At 55.0% G+C, this 19131-nt stretch carries 9 protein-coding genes and 1 pseudogene; 3 read left to right on the top strand and 7 right to left on the bottom strand.

All coding sequences use genetic code 11. The features are described from left to right. The first annotated feature begins 518 nt into the window (after positions 1–518). Complete coding sequence (locus CGZ80_RS23015) at positions 519–2096, top strand: autotransporter domain-containing protein (RefSeq protein ID WP_094418025.1); 1578 nt, start codon at positions 519–521, stop codon at positions 2094–2096. A gap of 27 nt (positions 2097–2123) precedes the next feature. Here the strand turns inward: CGZ80_RS23015 and CGZ80_RS23020 are convergent, their stop codons facing one another. From CGZ80_RS23020 to CGZ80_RS23030, 3 genes are all read right to left on the bottom strand, one after another. Beyond that, entirely contained in the window at positions 2124–3557 is a 1434-nt protein-coding gene (locus tag CGZ80_RS23020; protein ID WP_094418026.1) for a tetratricopeptide repeat protein, read from the bottom strand. Further along, positions 3554–5350, bottom strand: a complete 1797-nt coding sequence (locus tag CGZ80_RS23025) for a CRTAC1 family protein (protein ID WP_158222826.1) — start codon at positions 5348–5350, stop codon at positions 3554–3556. Before CGZ80_RS23025 ends, CGZ80_RS23020 begins: the two co-directional genes overlap by 4 nt. Positions 5351–5490: 140 nt before the next feature. Next, a complete protein-coding gene (locus tag CGZ80_RS23030) occupies positions 5491–6393 on the bottom strand; it encodes a sugar phosphate isomerase/epimerase family protein (protein WP_094418028.1) in 903 nt (300 codons plus the stop codon). Positions 6394–6513: 120 nt separating this feature from the next. On the opposite strand from CGZ80_RS23030, the gene amrS reads away from it, so the two are divergent. Then, entirely contained in the window at positions 6514–9609 is a 3096-nt protein-coding gene (amrS, locus tag CGZ80_RS23035) for an AmmeMemoRadiSam system radical SAM enzyme (protein WP_094418029.1), read from the top strand. Here the strand turns inward: amrS and CGZ80_RS23040 are convergent. The 4 genes and pseudogenes from CGZ80_RS23040 to CGZ80_RS23055 all read right to left on the bottom strand — a co-directional run. Beyond that, entirely contained in the window at positions 9606–10016 is a 411-nt protein-coding gene (locus CGZ80_RS23040; protein ID WP_094418030.1) for a hypothetical protein, read from the bottom strand. The two genes, amrS and CGZ80_RS23040, sit on opposite strands and share 4 nt — an antisense overlap. A gap of 119 nt (positions 10017–10135) precedes the next feature. Then, positions 10136–13468, bottom strand: a complete 3333-nt coding sequence (locus CGZ80_RS23045) for a DUF2126 domain-containing protein (RefSeq protein ID WP_094418031.1) — start codon at positions 13466–13468, stop codon at positions 10136–10138. Then, positions 13465–14418, bottom strand: a complete 954-nt coding sequence (locus tag CGZ80_RS23050; protein WP_094418032.1) for an alpha-E domain-containing protein — start codon at positions 14416–14418, stop codon at positions 13465–13467. Before CGZ80_RS23050 ends, CGZ80_RS23045 begins: the two co-directional genes overlap by 4 nt. 138 nt (positions 14419–14556) lie before the next feature. Next, positions 14557–16046: pseudogene (locus CGZ80_RS23055) on the bottom strand (circularly permuted type 2 ATP-grasp protein); the annotation flags it as partial. Between the two features lie 371 nt (positions 16047–16417). Here CGZ80_RS23055 and CGZ80_RS23060 point away from each other — a divergent pair. Next, positions 16418–18634, top strand: coding sequence for a hypothetical protein (locus tag CGZ80_RS23060; RefSeq protein ID WP_094418033.1), 2217 nt, complete (start codon positions 16418–16420; stop codon positions 18632–18634). The last annotated feature ends 497 nt before the right edge of the window (positions 18635–19131 follow it).

The raw sequence follows: 19131 nt of genomic DNA on the forward strand, positions 1-19131 counted from the left end.
ACTCAATGTCGGTTGATTAGCCGTAGTGATTTGTCTGGACAAACACACACCGCTAACCCAGTGCCAATTGGCATCGTTCTCACGGAAGCCTTTTGTTTTCGGGGACGACTTCGACTCTACGGGAAACGGATTCACCTCAGCGGCCTTTTATTCAATCCGGTCCCGCACAATCAGCTCGCATTTTGCGTTTGTCACCGCTGAACGCATTTCGGCGCTCAGTCGCCCATTGATGACGCAACCTGAACTTTGCACGGACATCAGGCAGGCTGCCCAAGTCCTAGGCTATGGAGCCTCGGCGCGCTGCGGAGGGACTCAGAGAAGGGGGCTCGGTCGGCCATGGGGCAGCAGTTTTAGGAGTCCGGTTGGACGAGTTATCGCGGTTGAGCCGCGGTGGATGGAATCTTTGCGATGAGGGAAAACCCGCTTCCGATATCACCATCACCGCTTCATCTTGTGACAACGATCAAGTCGCAGGACGGTGACCTGTTGATTCTGTGATTGGAAAGGATGCCATCACTATGGCCAAGAAAAAGCTCCGTCGTGTTGCGCTTGCTGGATTGCTCGCGTTCTTCGGTTCCAACGCTTCCGCACAGACGTTTACTTCACAGGACACCCCACTTCGAATTCCGCCGGGAGGCACTTCGGGAACGACGATCTCGTCGATCACCGTTGGGAGTGGACTTTCGATTTCTGATCTCGACGTCAATGTTGATTACAACCACTCGTTCAACGGTGATTTGGTCGCGACCGTAACATCACCGAATGGAACGACCGCGAAGCTGTTCGACGGAGTGGGTGGGGGAGCCAATGCGGCCAATGGCGGTTATCGATTCGATGACGAGTCCGGGAATACGTTCGGTAGCGGCAATCCCATTCCCCCGGGAACCTATCGCCCCAACCAACTGCTGTCCGCGTTTGATGGAGAGAACGCCCAGGGAACATGGACGTTAACTATCAACGATCAATTACCAGGCGACTCCGGCTTTTTGAACTTTTGGCAGTTGTTGTTTGTGGCTGCAGAGGACTTCAGTTACGCGGACGTGTTGGCCAGTTCGGCGATTCTGGAAGTCCAAGCGACGAACCAGTTCCTCGGTCAGCTCGCCGACCGTCTACGTGGTGGTGTTCCGACCAGTGCGAAGCAATACGCGTATCAGGTTTCGCAATTTTCGGCGGCGGCTCCGTCCATTGCTTCAGGAGATTCCGCCAACCCAATTCGTCTGGTTTCGACGGCTCCTTCGGATCACACGGTCGAGCAGGTTTCGTATCACACATCGCCTGTCTACAAACGGCGTAAGATCTCGCAAACCCAAGCTTGGATCTCGGGCTACGGGTCGCAGGGTTCGGTCGACAACGGATTCAGCTATGACTTTTCGGGGCTCACCTTCGGAGCCCAGCGTCAAATCGATTGCTTTACCACCGTTGGATTGGCTGGCAACTACTTCGGTGCTGACGGCGGTCGTTTGGCAGCGAACGTCGATTTAGAAGCGTTCGGACTCGCGGCCTATGCAAGTCGTCAACTCGCATCGAACCGGTACTTCACCGGGATTTTGGGTTTCAACCAAGGCGACTACGACACCTACCGTTCGACCACAACGGGTGATGCTCTTGGCAATACAGAGAGCGATTCGTTCCAGAGCTATTTCGAGCTCGGTCGAAACCTTCGGGCGGGCGATTGGAGCGTTCAGCCACACGTCGCAATGCAGTACATCGGAATCAGCTACGACGGATACACCGAAAGCGGCGCGGGTGCATCGAACTTGCAAGTCGCCGAAGACCACTTCAATTCGGCACGTGGGATTATTGGCACGAGCTTTTCAAAGAACATGTGCGTGCTTGGCGGTACGTTGGCACCGATCTATCGGCTGGGATACGCCCACGAGTTTGCCGATACCAACCAAGTGTTGACGACGCAATTTGCCGGCGGAAACGCGTTGTCGGTCCAAGGTGCAAAACTTGGTCGCGACTTCTTGGACCTTGGCGTCGGTTTCGGCTATTCGACTCGCTCGGGCATCACTTTGTACGCCGACTACGATGCCCAGTTCACATCCAGTCATGACCAGCACACCGGCCAAGGCGGATTAATGTTTGCTTGGTAACTCTCACGTGCCGTTTGATCAGCAGTGTTAACGCTGCTGATTGGACGTTTCTTCTTGGCGATTTGCGAGATGCGGGACTAGTTCAGATAGGCCGTGTTCCTCGGCTAGTTTCCGAGCTTCTTCCTGCCGACCTTCGGCGATGTGGATCTGTACGATTCCCAGCCATGCCTGTCGATTGCCTGGGTCGATATTCAGCAACGTATCGTATTCAGTCATAGCGCCCGCATACACTTCCGTCGACTGCAGAGCTTGTGCAAGTTTCAATCGTGCTTTGCGGTGCTCCGGTTGGCTGGCCAACACGGTTCGGTAGAGCTCGATCGATTTGTCATATTGCTTCATCGCTGTCGTTAACGCTGCCAAGTTGAGTAGCGTTTCGACGTGATTCGGATTCAGCGTCGCGGCTCGTTTCCAATGTTCGAGCGCTTTGGCAGGTTGTCCGGTTTTGATCAACGCACTTCCCAAATTGCAATGGGTTTGTGCTAGTGCTTCTGTGCTCGCGCCAAGTGACAACGCTTTGACATAGAACTCAATTGCCCGATCGTATTGTTGTGCTTTGAAATTCTGGTCGGCGATGAACTGATAACGCCGGTGGCTGTGAAGCGATGACTCGACAGCCCACAACAATGGATCATATGGCCCATAGGGTTTGCGATTCGAAGCCGCACTGGTCAGCATCTCTTTCGCAAGTTCGAGTTGTCCGCTTCGGCGATAGGCGGTGCCCAGCAGGTGCTGGATGCTTCCAGAATGTGGGTCCTGCTTCAACGCAGCTTGCAAGTGTTCGATGGCCGTTTGCAATTCATCGCGTTGTTCTGCGATTCGGCCCAGCGAATATCGTGCGAAGGCATGGTTGGGGGCAATCGAAAGTACCTTGTCGAACCAGGTTTCGGCTTCGTCGGTACGCCCCGTCGATAACTCGATTTCGCCTAACCAACACATCGCGGCCAGTTGCGTCTCGAGCGATTCCGCATCAATGGGCTGAAGATTTTCAAGTGCATTGGCGAAAGCTGTCTTGGCTTCTTTGGGTCGGCCTTCGAGTCGGTGAAGATGCCCGATCAGAAATTGCCAGCGATAGTCGTCGGGTTGGTGCTGAAGTGCTTGTTCGTAGCAAAACTGCGCGGCATCGAAGCTTTCCAAGCATTGGCTGATCATTCCCATTTCGCCATAGCACTCGACCATTTTGCCGTGGCGAATTGCGTCAGGTGATTTGGCGATCTGTTCAAATCGAAGTTCTAGATCCGAGATTTGCTTTTGGATCGATGCTTCGATCGAAGGATCGTCCAGTCTTGGGATTCGATGTCCGCCGACGACTTTGAAGAGATGTTCGTCGAAGGGTGCTTCAATCGAGGCTTCGATCGGTTCCGTTTTCGCAACGGGGGATGGGGAGCAGCCCGTCATGCTGCAACTGATGCCAATCGACAGGCACAGCGAAGCGACAGTTTGAATGCGTTTGGATTCGATCACAGCTGTTGACCTGTTCCTTGGCGAAGGGTGTTGTACTGTCGCAAAGTTGGGGCGGGAAATTGTTCGATGGTTCCGTCGGGCCAACGGACGGTTAAGTTGGTCGCTTTGGCGCCGTCAGGGACAGCAAACAAGACACGAGGGTCGTGGGCGCTGCAGTAACTGCCATCGGCGCGGCAGCGACGTTGCATTGTGACACCACTGCTGAGTGTCAATCGCGCGACCGCGCCAAGCTGATCGCGGCGTCCGCTGGCGTCGACGAGCCGAACGCCGGTCCAGTTTTGTTGATGGCCCAATTGGTTGCGGTACATTCTCGCCGGGCCTTCGTTGTTGATTACGATAAAGTCCATGTCGCCATCGTTGTCGATGTCGCCCATCGACAGGCCGCGGCTCATCTCTTGTTGCTCGAACGAAGGGGCAACGCGACGCTTGGCTTCGACGAACCGATCGCCTTCGTTATGAAACAGTTGGTTGTGTTGTCCGAGCGGATAATCTTGGCTCGTTGTCACCGTGCCGTTTTCGCGTTTGACGGTTCCGCTGACCACGACCAAGTCGAGACGCGAGTCGTTGTCAAAGTCGAGCCATCCAGAGCCGAAGCTGGTCATCGCTTGACTGGGGGCGGCGAGTCCGAGCAAGTTGGTTCGATCGGAGAATCCGCCGCTACCGTCGTTCAGATACAGCGTGTTCGTTTCGCTGGTCAGGTGGGCGACAAAGATGTCTTCGTCGCCATCGTTATCAAAGTCACCGGCATCGACGCCCATCCCGGCTTCTGCAGCTCCGACCGCATTGAAGGCACAGCCAAACAATAACGCAGCGTCTTCAAAGGTGCCGTCCTTGCCGTTGATCCAGAGTCGATTCTCCATCCCGTCGTTGGCAACATAGATGTCGGGCCAGTGATCACCGTTAAAGTCGGCGCTAACGATGCCAAGTCCGGCGCCGTATTTAGATGCGATCCCTGCCTTGACCGAGACATCGATGAAACGTCCTGTTCCATCGTTTCGATACAGTTGATCGGCTTCTCCGGTGTAGCTGTTGGGGCCGCAGTAGTCACGCCGACCGCTGGCCCCATAGCAAGGTTTTTGGGACTCGGCGGAGTAGATCACATAGTTCGATACGAACAAATCCAACCAACCGTCGCGGTCAAAGTCCACAAAACACGCACTCGTGCTCCAACGGTCGGACTGCAGACCGACCGCTTTGGTCGCGTCGCTGAACGTGCCGTCGCCGTTGTTGATCAAAAATTGATTGCCGCCAACGTTGGTTACAAAGACATCGACATCGCCGTCATTATCGATGTCACCACAGGCGACGCCTTGCCCATACCCGGTGGCAACCGATACACCGCTGGATACGGTAACGTCAGTGAACTTCAATTCGACGTTGGGGCCGCTTCCAGCAGTGTCGTTTCGATAGAGACGATCACTTGGTGTATCTGATGTCGATCCTTTTGTCAGAACAGGGCCTTCGTGACTTTGGACGACATACACGTCTAGGTCGCCATCGTTGTCAAAGTCGAACAATGCCGCGCCCGTGCCGACGATCTCAAAAAAACGATACTCCAACGTCCGACCGGACAGATTTTGAAACTCAAAACCAGACTCAGATGAAACCTCTTCAAACGCATAGTCAGCGGATTGAGATGCGGTTGGTTTTTCGGACGAACCGCTGATTTCTGACTCGAGTTCTGTTGCGTCGGGGTTGGTGTCAGACGACGCTGAGCGATCGGCGCATCCAGGCACCAACGCAAGAGTTGCCAAAAACAGGCATGCAAGTTTGGCCGATGTCACGTTCGACATCGGTTGATCGCGATGGGGCATGGTCGGTCGGGGCGTTCGATAGGGCAGTTCAAAACTGCATATAGGAGTATCTCGCCGCTGGGACAAGATCAATCCGCTGCTTAGCCCCTAAGAAGGCTCATGTCCGAAGATGCCAGCGATCAAGCACGTCCCAGCAGGTGGTCAAGCTTGGCCAAGTCCTCTCTGATGGCGGCAAGGTGCTGCGGAACCAGTTCCGCCGGACGATGATCCAAATACTCCTCGTGCAGCGAAATCGGCCCCGAAAAGCCGTCTGATTTCAGCATCTCGAAAAACGACTCTTGAACCAAGCCGGTTCCGAGTGGGACGTTGTTCACCGACCCGTTTTCCCAAACAAAGTCTTTCACATAAACAGTGTCGATATGATCGCGAATCATGCGATACGTCGTTGGCCAACTGGTACCGCCTTCGACCGTCGCATGACGGATGTCATAAGCCATCGCCAAGTCACTCGGTTCGATTCCATCAAGTACTTCTGCCAAGTCCCAAATTGGTGCTCCCAAGTAATTCGTGCCGGCGTGGTTTTGATACAAACCGGTGACCCCATAATCATGGTTGAGCGATGCGAGCGCTTTAAACTTTGGCTTCCAGCCCTGAAGTTGGTCTTTCACCGATTGTTTGGCGTCGTATCGGAAATACTTCATCCGGTATCGCGTGATTCCAAGTGTCGCCGCGGTGCGAATGACACGCTCGGTCGCGGGATCGTCGGCGTCATTGATGTCGGAGGTCAAGATCGTGACTTTCAAGTTGCACTTCGCCAAAGCTTCGACAAGTCGCGGTAACTGTTCGACTACATTGATAGGATCAATATGTCCGCCACTACGAATTGGGGCTTCGATCCCGTCGACGCCCAGCTCTGCCATCGATTCAGCCAGTTGATCAAACGATAGAGAATTAAATGGCTTCGTAAAAACGGCAATCGGATTAGACGCAAGCGGTGTTGCCGCGTTGGCTGCCATTTGAACGCTGGCGGAGGCTGTGATGGTTCCGGCTAATGCTAAGAATCGTCTGCGGTCGATTGACATGATGGGAAGGTCTCGTCGGCCAGGGGAAGGGCAGGGCAGGGGAGCAGCGAAGCAGTGGTTCGGTCGCAACCGATTGCCATATTATGCCTGATTTCAAGTTGGGATGGAGAAGCAAGTCAAATGACCAACGCAGCCCAGTGGTATCGTAAAACCGAAGATGGCAGATTGCTTTGCGAGCTCTGCCCGAGGGCCTGTCATTTGCACGAAGGGGATCGTGGTTTCTGTTTTGTCCGCAAGAATGAAGGCGGTCAAATGGTGCTCGATACGTATGGGAAAAGCACCGGATTTTGCATCGATCCGATCGAGAAAAAGCCTTTGAATCATTTCTTGCCGGGCACACCGGTGCTCAGCTTCGGTACCGCTGGCTGTAATCTTGGTTGCAAGTTTTGTCAGAACTGGGATATCTCCAAAAGCCGTGAAGTCGCTCGGTTAAGTGATCGCGCGATGCCCAATGAAATTGCTGCCGCGGCAACGAAACACGGATGCCGGAGTGTCGCATTTACCTACAACGACCCTGTGATTTGGGCCGAGTATGCGATTGATACGGCAATCGCCTGCCGCGAAGCCGGCATCAAAGCGGTTGCCGTGACAGCAGGCTACATTACCTCGGAGGCACGTAGCGAATTCTTTGGGCAGATGGATGCAGCCAATATCGACTTGAAAGCGTTTACCGAGTCGTTCTATTTCAAGTTGACAGGTTCGCATTTGCAGCCAGTACTCGACACGATCGAAGCGGTTTGCAACGAAACCGATTGCTGGGTCGAACTAACAAATCTGATCATTCCCGATGCCAACGACTCACCAGGTGAGATCGAAGCGATGTGCGAATGGATAATCGATCATGTTGGCCCGAACGTGCCACTGCACTTCACGGCATTCCATCCTGACTTTCGACTGACCGATCGAAACCGTACAGAACACCATTGTTTGATTCAGTCGTATGAGATCGCGAAGCGGGTGGGACTAAACTATGTTTATCTCGGAAACGTCCACGACACGCAGCGTCAGAGTACCTACTGTGATCATTGCCAACGGTTGATCATTGAACGAGATTGGCATCAACTTGGGCAATACTCGCTCCGTCATGATCGCTGTGCACATTGTGATCACCCCATACCCGGCGTTTTCGAAGCGAAGGCTGGCGATTGGGGAGCTCGGCGTCAGCGCGTCCGAATTGAACCGATTGGGTTGCCATCGGTCGTCTTGCCTACCATTCAAACACCTCGTCTTGCGAACACGATGCCGGATTTTACGCAGCTGACTGAGCCCCAGAAGCAAACAATCATTCATGCGGCATCGCAAATGATTCAATCGACTGTTCTGGGGCAGGATCCTTCGTTTGGAATGCAGACACTTGGCGATCTGGCCGAGATGCTCGTCGACGGAGTCTTCCTCACCGTCAAGCGTGGAGGTGCGTTGCGCGGATGCTGTGGACAACTGGGAAGCACCGTCAAACTTGGTGAAGCGATGTGGCATTCCGCAACCAGGACCGCGCGTGACCCAAGGATGGCGCCGCTGTCGGCGGCCGAGTTGCCGTACTTGAATCTGTCGGTTTCACTGCTTGGGCCACCACGAGAGATTAGCGAACGCGGTGATCAACGCGCCGAGGCGATCGAAATCGGCAAGCACGGGCTGCGGATCTCGTTAGGCCAATCTAGCGGACTGTTGCTCCCGCAAGTTGCGACCGAACAAGGATGGAATTCGCGACAGTTCTTGGATGCCGTTTGTCGCAAAGCTGGTTTGCCGGCTGGAACTTGGCAACGCGATGATGCTCGGCTGATGCTTTTTGACGGTGTCCATTTTGATGACACGCTGAAACTCGATCCGCGAATGGTCGCGACACGCGCGTCGCTGCTGCGTCCGGACGAAGTGGTGTCCTATCATCAATGGATTCGGCAAAACTTAGTTGCGATGTGCAGCGGCGCGACGCCCATGTATTACGCGTCCGGCCTTAGCGATGCAGAGGTGCTGGGTTTGATCTTGGTGGTGGATCATCCGGTTTTGGGTCGGCAACAATGGATGCAACTCGGATTCAAAGAATCGCGTCCGTTGCAGTCGACGCTGTTTCAGATGACTCAGCGAGCTGCCGGTTGGCTTGGAAGTGCCGATCCACTTCAGTCGACGATCGAATTCGCCGTGTTGACTGACTGCAATCATCATGGTGACTTGTCGCATGCAGATTGGCGAGGCTTCGAAACGGCCAAGCGAGCGATCATCTTGACTGACCAGCGTCGATGGGCAATCGGCTATCAAGCCGGCGTTCCGCTGGATCGAGTGCTGCATCAAACCGCTCATTGCGAATCGTTTCGTTCGCCGACACAAGCCTATTCGATGGCCTGCTGCGCGAGTTCAGACGTGATGTTCGTTTCGACGGGCCCCAAGCCAAATGACAAGCAATCGATCCGTCAACCCGCCGTCGCCGGTGCCTTTTATCCGGCCGAAGACAACGCCCGTGAAGCGATGGTGGATCAATTGATCGCAGCAGGCTCTGACAATCCTCAAAAACGTGACGTGTTTGCGGTGATGGTGCCACATGCAGGTTTACGGTTCAGTGGTCGCGTTGCTGCGGAAGTTTGGCGGAGGATCAACGTGCCTTCACGTGTTTTGATCCTCGGCCCCAAGCACACTCCGGACGGCATGGATTGGGCCGTCGCACCGTATGAACGCTGGATGATCAGTCAGACGGCCGGGCTTTCCGGCGACAAGGAAATGGCGACGCAGTTGGCGGAGCGGTTAGAGGGTTTCGAACTCGACTCGGCTGCCCATGCACGCGAACATGGCATCGAAGTCCAGCTGCCGCTGATGTATCGCCTGTGTCCAACGACAAAGTTGACCGCAATCGCAATGCATGGGGCCACCGTTGATGAATTGGAAAAGACAGCCGATCAATTGGCTCAGTGGTGGTCGGAACAAGCTGAGCCGCCATTGTTGGTTGTCAGTAGTGACATGAATCACTTTGCCGAGGAGAGCGAAAATCGCCGTCGCGATCGCCTGGCTCTCGACGCATTGGCAAGTGGCGATGGCGCAAAGTTGCTTGAGGTTTGCCGAACGGAAAACGTCAGTATGTGTGGTCAGTTACCTGCCGCATTGATCTTGATGGTGATGAAGCGACTGGGCAAAAAAGTCACTTGCGAAGAAATCGCCTATGCCACCAGTGCTGATGCGGGCGGCGACCGTCAACGCGTCGTTGGTTATGCCGGCGTGATTCTTGGTTAGCTACTCGAAGCGACTGTTGTTGATCGATGCACTACCGCAAACAGCAAGCCGGTACTTGCGAATTGAATCAGCAAGTAAGCTGATTCGAGTGCAAACCAAGTCGATAAAGGTTCGATTGGATGTTTGGCAGCTTCGGCAAGCACATGAACCGTCCAGTGATAGCCACCCATCACCAACACAAAGAGAAACAGGTTGGCGAGAACAGACGACGTTCGGCAAATTAATGGATAAAGAAACGAAAGCAGAACACCTTGCAAGACAACGCTTACGAATCCGAATGCGACGATCGGTTCTTCACGGCTGAAATAGCCAAGCTCACGATACGTCGATTCAAACGCGACGAGATGCCAAACATAGGCCAGCGGAAAGACGATCAGCAGATAGCCGATCGTCCCTCGCAGCAACATTGCAGGTCGGAGTGTGGGATACATGTTCCGATACCTATGCCGGGTATTCGAATTTCCGACCCGCAATCATTGCGACGGCGAGCGATACATCCACGTGCTTGTTAAATCACGTATTACTGTTAATACACCGTGTGCCGGTAGCGTCGGAGATCGAAGGTCACAGGGAAGTCGTTGGGCGAGTCGACCGGTGGCATTTCAGGAATGTACATTCGGCCTCCGGTCAGTGTTCCGGTTTGGAACCTTGCCGCGCGACGTGATTCGGCTTCGTTGGCGTTGATCGGGAAGATCTCGTGTGCCCGACCGCTGGGGTCAGCCGCATGATAGCGGCAACCGCCAATCGAGAACTGTGTCACGCGATCGACAATGTCGAACTGCAGTGGCACATCGACTGGGATGGTTGGGTGCAAGCAACGCGGTGGCTGCCAAGCACGGAATTTGATTCCCGCCAGGTATCGACCTGCGATTTGGCTTTGGTGCATTGGGACTCGGCGTCCGTTGCAAAGCACCGCGTGCCGAGCGGGATCGAATCCGTCGACGGTGACTTGAAGCCGTTCCAATGACGAATCGACAAAACGAGCGGTGCCGCCCGATGCTGGTTCTTCACCCATCAAGTACCAAGGTTCGATCGCGCTACGCACTTCGACTTTGACGTCACCGAAGATCGCATCGCCGACTTTGGGGAAGCGGAACTCGTAGTGCGGCAAGAACCATTCGTGTTTCAAGTTGACGCCGCAGTCACGCAGTTTCGATAGCAGTTCGCCCAAGTCATTCCAAACGAAATGCGGGAGCATGAACCGGTCATAAAGGGCCGTGCCCCAGCGTGCCAGCGGTGCTTTGTACGGCGTCTTCCAAAACGCCGCGATGATGCCTCGGATCAGCAATTGCTGGGCGAGATTCATTTGCGAGTTCGGTGGCATTTCGAAACCACGCAGCTCGACCAAGCCTAAGCGACCGGTGCTGGAATCGGGCGAATACAGTTTGTCGATGCAGAATTCTGCACGGTGCGTGTTGCCGGTAAGGTCAACCAGCAAGTCACGGTACAAACGGTCGACCGTCCATGGCATGATGGTTTGACCTTTCTGATAAAAGGTCTCCATCTCGCGCATCGCGATTTCCATTTCGTAAACGCTGTCGCGACGAGCTTCGTCCATCCGCGGCGCTTGGCTGGTTGGGCCGATAAACTTGCCGCTGAACAGATACGAAAGGGCAGGGTGGTTGTGCCAAAATCGCAACATGCTAGCCAGCAGATCTGGACGCCGGATAAATGGGCTGTCCATCGGTGATTTGCCACCCAAGACGACGTGAGCTCCACCGCCGGTTCCCGTATGGGTTCCGTCGATGTCGAACTTCTGTGCCGTTAATCGACTTTCGCGTGCGTGTTGGTACAGCGATGTTGTCAGGTCTACCAGCTCTTTCCAGTTGGACGTCGGTTGGATGTTGACTTCGATGACACCAGGGTCCGGCGTAATCTTGAACAGCTCGACGCGGTGATCCGGCGGCGGCAAGTATCCCTCGAGGACGATTGGCATGTCCAAGTCGACGCAGGTTTCTTCGACGGCGGAAAGCAGATCGAGATAGTCTTCCAAGCGTTGGGTTGGCGGCATGAAAACATGGATGCGGCCGAAGCGAGCTTCGACACACAACGCAGTTGGGATGATCTCGCCGTCGTCTTCCGGGTTTACTTCCGAATCGTCCGCCTTGTCCAGTTGCTCTTGGACTTGTTGAATCCGTTTGGGATCGTGCCGAATAATTTGGACCGAAGGCAACGGGTTGCGTGATGCGAACGGGTCATACGGCAGCGAACTGGTTGGCCCGGGGCGTGAGCCGACCGGCAGGCTGTCCAACGGCAATCGCAGACCGATGGGCGAATCGCCAGGGATAACAAAGATTTTGTCGCCACGAACGGGCCAGCGTCCGCCGACCCAACCGGGATGAGCTTGCCACCAAGCACGACGCAGCGGCATGACGAACCCGATCGGTTTTCCCATGCCTTGGGTAAACGTGCGCATCATCATCGCACGTTCGTTGGGGTCGTCTAGTTTTGGGTCGGCCGGGTCGACATCGATCGGCAAACGCTGTTCTTTCCAAAGGTAATGAAACACGTCCTCGTAGACAGGGAAAGTCAAACGCGATTCGATTCCCAGTACGCCAGAGAGATGCTTGACGAAGCGACCGGCGTCTTCGTGGTTGAGTTTATAATCCTTGCCTTCGTCAGCGATGTACTTCGGATTTTGCCAAATCGGTTCGCCGTCGGGACGCCACATGCAAGTCAGCGCCCAACGCGGCAGCGATTCGCCGGGGTACCATTTGCCTTGGCCGTAGTGCAGCATCGCGCCGGGGGCTATTTCGTCACGCATCTTCAGCAGCAGCACGTTGCTGAGCACACGTTTTTCAACGCCCACCGCATCGGTGTTCCACTGCGGATCGTCGGTGTCATCGATGCCGACAAAGGTCGGTTCGCCGCCGACGGTCAATCGCACGTCACCTTCGGACAACATCCGATCGATGCGGTCACCCGCCGAGAGGATTTCTTCCCACTGTTCGTCTTGGTAAGGCTTCGTCGTGCGAGGCTGTTCGATGATCCGCGTGACGGTCATCTCGTGTGCGAATTCGACTTCGGCCGGTTCGTGGCCACCAGTAATCGGAGCGGAATCGCGATAGTGTGGCGTACAGGACAGCGGGATGTGTCCTTCACCGGCTAACAATCCGCTGGTCGGGTCCAAGCCGACCCAGCCAGCGCCGGGCAGATAGACTTCGGTCCAGGCGTGCAAGTCACAGAAGTCAGCGACAGGACCTTCGGGGCCTTCGATCGGTTTTTCGTCGGGTGCGAGCTGGATCAGGTAACCTGACACGAATCGCGCGGCCATCCCAATGTTTCGAAACGCTTGGACCAGCATCCACGCCGAATCGCGACACGATCCGCTGGCTAAGGTCAACGTCTCTTCCGGGGTTTGCACACCGGGTTCCATGCGGACGGTGTAGTTCACCGAACGTTGGACATAGCGATTGACGTCAACCAGAAAGTCGATCACTCGTTCGCTTTTTTCGGGGACTTCACGCAGCCATTCTTGAAACTGCGGCGTCAACGGCTCGGCATCCAAGTAGGGTGCGAGCTGAACTTTTACGGTAGGCGAGTATTCGAACGGCCACGAATCAGAACCCTCTTCGATAAAAAAATCGAAGGGGTTGATAACCGTCATGTCGGCTTGCAAGTCGACGGTGATCGAAAACTGGGTTGCCTTTTTAGGAAAGACCAATCGCGCGACTGGATTCGCAAACGGGTCTTGTTGCCAGTTGAGGAAGTGCTCCTCTGGCTCGACCTTCAAGTTGTACGATGCGATCTTCGTGCGGCTGTGAAAAGCAGGTCGAAGTCGCACCAACTGAGGTCCAAGTCCGATTGCTTTGTCGTATTTGTACTGGGTCTTGTGGTGGAGTGCGACTCGGATCGTCATGAGGTTCCAGTGTTGTGAAAGTAGTCGCGGCCGAGCGATTCACCGATGGCATTAAGTTCAAGTTGCAAACGATCAATAAAATCGTGCATGCCGCCGGCGATGACTTCCTTGACGTTCGTATTTTTCAAGCGGTGACGAAGTGCAGAGATGCGTTGTTTGGCTTCGCCCGGGCGGTCGGCACCGGAGACCTTTTCGATTTCTCGCAGGGACCAGTCCGCTGCCGCCACGCAGTAATAAACGCTGCGTGGGAAGGAGCGATGAAACAAAAAGAACGCGACGATTTTTTCGACGTCAACCAAGTGGTGTTCACGACGATAGGCTTCGAAGCCACTGATCGCCAACAGCAAAGTTGACCACTGCAAATCGTCAACGGCGGTACCGACGTCATCGACGCTGGGTAGCAAGTTGAAATACTTTGCATCCAAGATTCGCGACGTCTTGTCGGCGCGTTCCAACATGCGACCAAGGTTGATGAATTGCCAAGCGAGGTCGTGCGTCATGGTGTTTTCCATCACGCCACTCCACATCAACGCTTGGCTGCGGACGTGGTCAAAAAACAGTTCCGTCGGATCACTGGTCAGTTGCGGCGTGCTGCCTTCGCAGACGAAGTGATAAAAACTGTTCAGTTCGCGGAACGCCTCGGTGGAAATCATCTCGCGGACGCCGCGTGCGTTTTCACGTGCGGCCCGCAGACAGCTAAGCATGGAGTTCGGGTATTCTTCGTCGAACGCTAAGAACTGAACGACATTTTGTCGGTCCGGCTTTCCATACTTCGCCAAGAACCACTCGTTGTCGCCGGTGACTTGCACCAACGGTTCCCAGGGCTCGACAATGTATTCCGCCTGTTCCAGCGTCATGTGAAGGGTGACTTCGATGAACCGGGCGAGGTTTTCAGCCCGTTCGACCTGACGGCTCATCCAATAAATTGATTCGGCGACTCGGGAAAGCATGGAGGCTAGCGTGGACCGGAGGGTGGTTCGGAAGAAGAGGAGATCGCGGCGCGTTTACACAGTGTCAATCGGCGGCATCTTGTCGACCGGTTGAACGGGTTTGAGTCCGTTCTTGGGCGAGGCGACTTGCTGGCCTTCTTCGGCCACGACCCAGGTGTCTTTACTGCCGCCGCCTTGCGATGAATTGACGACCAGCGAGCCTTTGCGAAGCGCGACCCGAGTCAATCCGCCTGGCAACACCCACACGTCTCTTGTCGACGGCACAGGATGTAGGGACGCAGGTCGACGTGACGGCCTTCGAGTTGGCCGTCGATCAGTGTCGGAACGCGGGAGAGCTGCAGTGTTGGCTGCGCGATCCAGTTACGCGGGTTTTCTTTGATCTTCGCGGCGTATTCTTCGCGTTGTTCTTTCGTCGCATGAGGACCGATCAAAACGCCATATCCGCCGGATTCACCAGCCGCTTTGATGACCAGTTCGTCCATGTGTTCGAGAACGTATTTCCGGTCGTCGTCCTTTTGACAAACGTAGGTAGGAACGTTCGGCAGGATCGGTTCTTCGTCCAGGTAATAGCGAATCATGTCGGGGACGAAGGCATAGATGACCTTGTCGTCCGCGATCCCGGTTCCTGGTGCGTTTGCCAAGCTGACGTTACCGGCGCGGTAAACGTCCATCAGGCCTTTAACACCCAGCACGCTGTCTTTGCGGAAGGTTTTAGGGTCCAGGAAGGCGTCGTCGATTCGTCGGTAAATCACGTCGACTCGTTTCAGCCCGCCGGTTGTTCGCATGTAAAGGAAGTCGTTTTCGACCACCAAGTCACGTCCTTCGACCAATCGAACGCCCATGTTTTGGGCTAGGAACGAGTGTTCGTAGTACGCGCTGTTATAAATGCCCGGGGTCAGCACCACGATCGCTGGGTTATCGACGTGCGGCGGAGCAATCCCGCGAAGCAAGTCGAACAGACGCCAGCTGTAATCCGATACCGGGCGGACTCGCGAAGCACCGAAGACCTGCGGGAAGTTGCGTTTCATCACGTGCCGGTTTTGCAGCACGTATGACACGCCTGATGGGCAACGCAGGTTGTCTTCGAGGACGTAGACGGTGCCTTCGTTGTCACGGATCAAGTCCGTCCCGGTGATGTGACACCAGACGTCATTGAACGGTGCCAAACCCTGACACTCTTTCAAATACGCTGGCGAACTTTCGATCAGGACACGTGGAATGATCCCGTCTTTGACAATCGCTTGTTCGTTGTAAATGTCGCACAAGAAGCGATTGAGCGCCCGAATCCGCTGTTTCAAACCGGCATCGATGTGTTTCCACAGCATCGCCGAAACGATCCGCGGGACGACATCAAACGGGAAGATTTTCTCGGTACCTGCGGAATCGCTGTAAACGGTGAACGTGATTCCCATCTGGTACAGCGATTTTTCGATCGCTTGTTGCCGACGGAACAGTTCAGCGGGTTTTAAGCGATTGAACAGGGACACCAGTTCTTCGGTGTCCGGACGTGCCAAGTTTTGATCATTGACCAGTTCGTCGTAAAATCCATCGGTCTGGTAATTCGGCAGCGATGGTATCGATGACTGAGACTGTCGCTGAAACGATTTTCCTGAAGCTTGTTCTTGCATGACGGCTCGGTGAGACTGCAATTCGACGTGTGGCCAGACACCTTCTTCCCATGATGTCTCGCATCACACTGTCTAGCATACAGGGTCGAAATAACCCACGCTGGCCTGACAGTGCTGCACGGTCGTAATTCTGCACGGTGAATATCCTCACGGGTCCGCCAAGTCCCGATAGACAGTGGTAGTGTAAACAAATCTATGGATAATCGAGTCATCACTAACAAAGCTTTCATATTGCGGCGGCTGGTGTGCCCAAAAGTGCCATGTAAGGTACCACGGATGGTCCGCAACAGAGGTGGAAAGCTCGCCTTCGACAGTTGAGTACGAAATCGAAGGAAAATCGATCGCTTATCGTCCGCTTTCAGAGCCTAGGGATGACAGGTTTACGTCACGAGACCATTCGCCGGTTACCGGTTTTTTCGTTGATCACCGCCATGGTTGCTGCCGCGGTGTTGGTCACGAATGCGGTTCTGGACACCGATTTACCGGCAACCGGTCAGGGTGCATTGGGTTTAGTTGTCTTGTCGTCCGCGATCGCCGATGCGATTCGATTGGGGCAACTTGGCTCGGACAAGTCCCGTTCGGGCGAAGGTGGAAAGGGCAGGGCAGGGAGTTCCGATTCGTCTGGTAAAAATACCGAAGTTACCGACGAAGAATTGCGTCAATGGATTGAGCATCAATCTGAAACGCTACAAATCCAATCGAAACAGCTAGCCGATCGCGCCATGGCACTGCAGCAGTGGATGCAGTTTCCCGACGCAATCAGTTTTCGTCCTCAGGCTGATCGTGAACGGTTGGTGCCGAAGTCATCGGATCCGTTGCAATCGCACGACAAGGCACTCGTGGCGCTGATCGATGCAAAAACCCACGAGCTTTTCGACAGCATCAAAAACGACACCTATCGCGAAAAGACTGACGAAGGCTACGTCTTTAAAACGGACAAAATTCGCGATGACTTGTTTCTGTTGGTTTCAGACGTTGCCGCGATTTATCGACCGGGTGATCCGGCTCCGCTGCTGAGGACGAACGTTGAAGCGATCTCGCGTGCCGCCGGTCGAGCTTCGTTGCGTTTGTTGGTTGCCGTCGAAAGTCTGCCTGTGTCCCTGGCCACGTATGACTTTCAGTCGATCTACAAATTGGTCACGCAAGCGGTCAAAACCTTCGGCTTGTACAAGTCTGCCAAACCTTATTTGGATATCGCATCAACGATGTGGTTGGCGGGGCGTATCGTTGTGAGTACCAACCCGATCACGATGGCAGCTTGGTGGGCGGCCAGCAAGGCGACGACTTATGGTGCATCGAAACTTGGTCAGCATGTGCTCGACCAGCAAGCGGTCGGGCTGATCCGGTTGTTGGTGGAAATTGTCGCGGTCGAAGTCGCGTCGATTTATTCGCCGATGGTGCGTTACCGTGATATCCATTGGGTGTACGGTGTCGAGCTAGTGCACTTGGCCAGTCGATTGAATCTGTCGGATACGGCGCGAATGGAAGCGATGCGGCAGTTGGCGGTCCTGAATTTCAAAGATGAATACGGGCGCGTCTCTCTGATGCGTCAATTGGCAAACAAAGCATCTTCGCGACCCGATCAGTACCATCCGTCGGCATCGCTCTCCTTGGCCGATCGAACGGTCGTCGCTGAAAAGCTGGAAGAGTTCTTGTTGGCACATGTGTTGAACGGTGCCAAGGCCCCACGCAATCAAGCAGATGCGATTGAGCAGTGGCAGCACGACACCAGTGCTCGATTGGAAATTCAGTTCCGTGCCGAATCGGTGCAAGGAGACGAGAACGAGTTGCGTCAGCGAGCCGTGTGGGCGTTGGCCGCGTTTGCGCTCGAACATCTTGGCGACGAACCGGCGGTGCTCGAGAAAACATTGACACCGACGAAGTGTTGGCAGCAGGTGCACCTCGACACGCAACAAAAGTATCTGGGGCAGTTGGTCGAAGACCCACCGTTCCTGTATCACCCACCAGAAATCGTGCCAGGCAGCGAGCTTGCGACGATGTTTCAAGAGGATTTGTCGGCGATCGCCGCCGGGTTGCGAGTACCGTCGGCATCGGAGACCCCGGTAAGGCTAACGCCGGGGGAGTCAATCGAGTTGCCGAAGCAGACGAAGGAAAGTGTGTTGCGGGTGACGGCATATTTTTTGCGATCTGATCCCGAGGCGATCGTCGCACAGTACCGCAAGCAGTTGTCGAATAATTTGATCGCGCGTTCGGCGCCGCCGTCTGTCATTGATGCCGTTGTTTCGATTTGCCAATGGTTTGCCATCGAGCGACCGCACGCGTTGTTTTGTAGTGGCAAGTGGACCGCGGCACCGCAAGCGAAACTCGCGGCGAACGATGCGGTGTGTGTGTTGCGTTTGAAAGGCGAGTTGGTGTGTTTTTCGATCGAGGAGACGCCGGCATGCTGGATGTTGCATGTCCACAGTGTTTGCCCGTGGAGCGATGCAACGTTCAGCAAGCAATCAGGATACATCCGCAGTGATTGCCAAGTAACCTTCGCCGACAAAAGCCAAGTCGCCTTACCCGGCCCAACATTCGGCAGTTACGAAGATTGGTTCAAACCCTTGGTCGAATCGATCGTGACATAATCGGAGTCGGCGTGGTCAGTTTGTGATTCGTTCGCCGTCGGCCCCTCCGGGGCGGATTGTTTGTTGATGCCATCGGTTCTCGGGGTTTGCACCCCGAGCTACCGCCGCAGACTCCTCCGGAGTCGAGGCATTCGCGCGGATCGTGTACGCGGTTTGATACGGATCATTCACGCGGGGTTGTCGCGGTTGTTCGTGCGTGACGTTTGCGATTATTCATACGGGGTTTGTTGAGATTGATCTCACGCGATGCATGCGATCGCGTTTTGCGTTCCATGGATCCCGATATTTTCGCCCCGGAGGGGCCGACTTCGATAGCTCGGGGCGGGAGCCCCGAGACTCGTGAACCAAACGAGATTCATCGCCCCGTAGGGGCCGTCGTTGAGTTCGAGACCCCTTCGCCGTCGGCCCTCCGGGGCGTTTTGTTTTTGATGTCGACTGATCTCGGGGTTAGCACCCCGAGCTACCAACGTGGACTCCTCCGGAGTCGAGACATTCGT

Origin of the sequence: Rhodopirellula sp. MGV, from assembly GCF_002251265.1 — a bacterium.
Taxonomy (GTDB): domain Bacteria; phylum Planctomycetota; class Planctomycetia; order Pirellulales; family Pirellulaceae; genus Stieleria; species Stieleria baltica_A.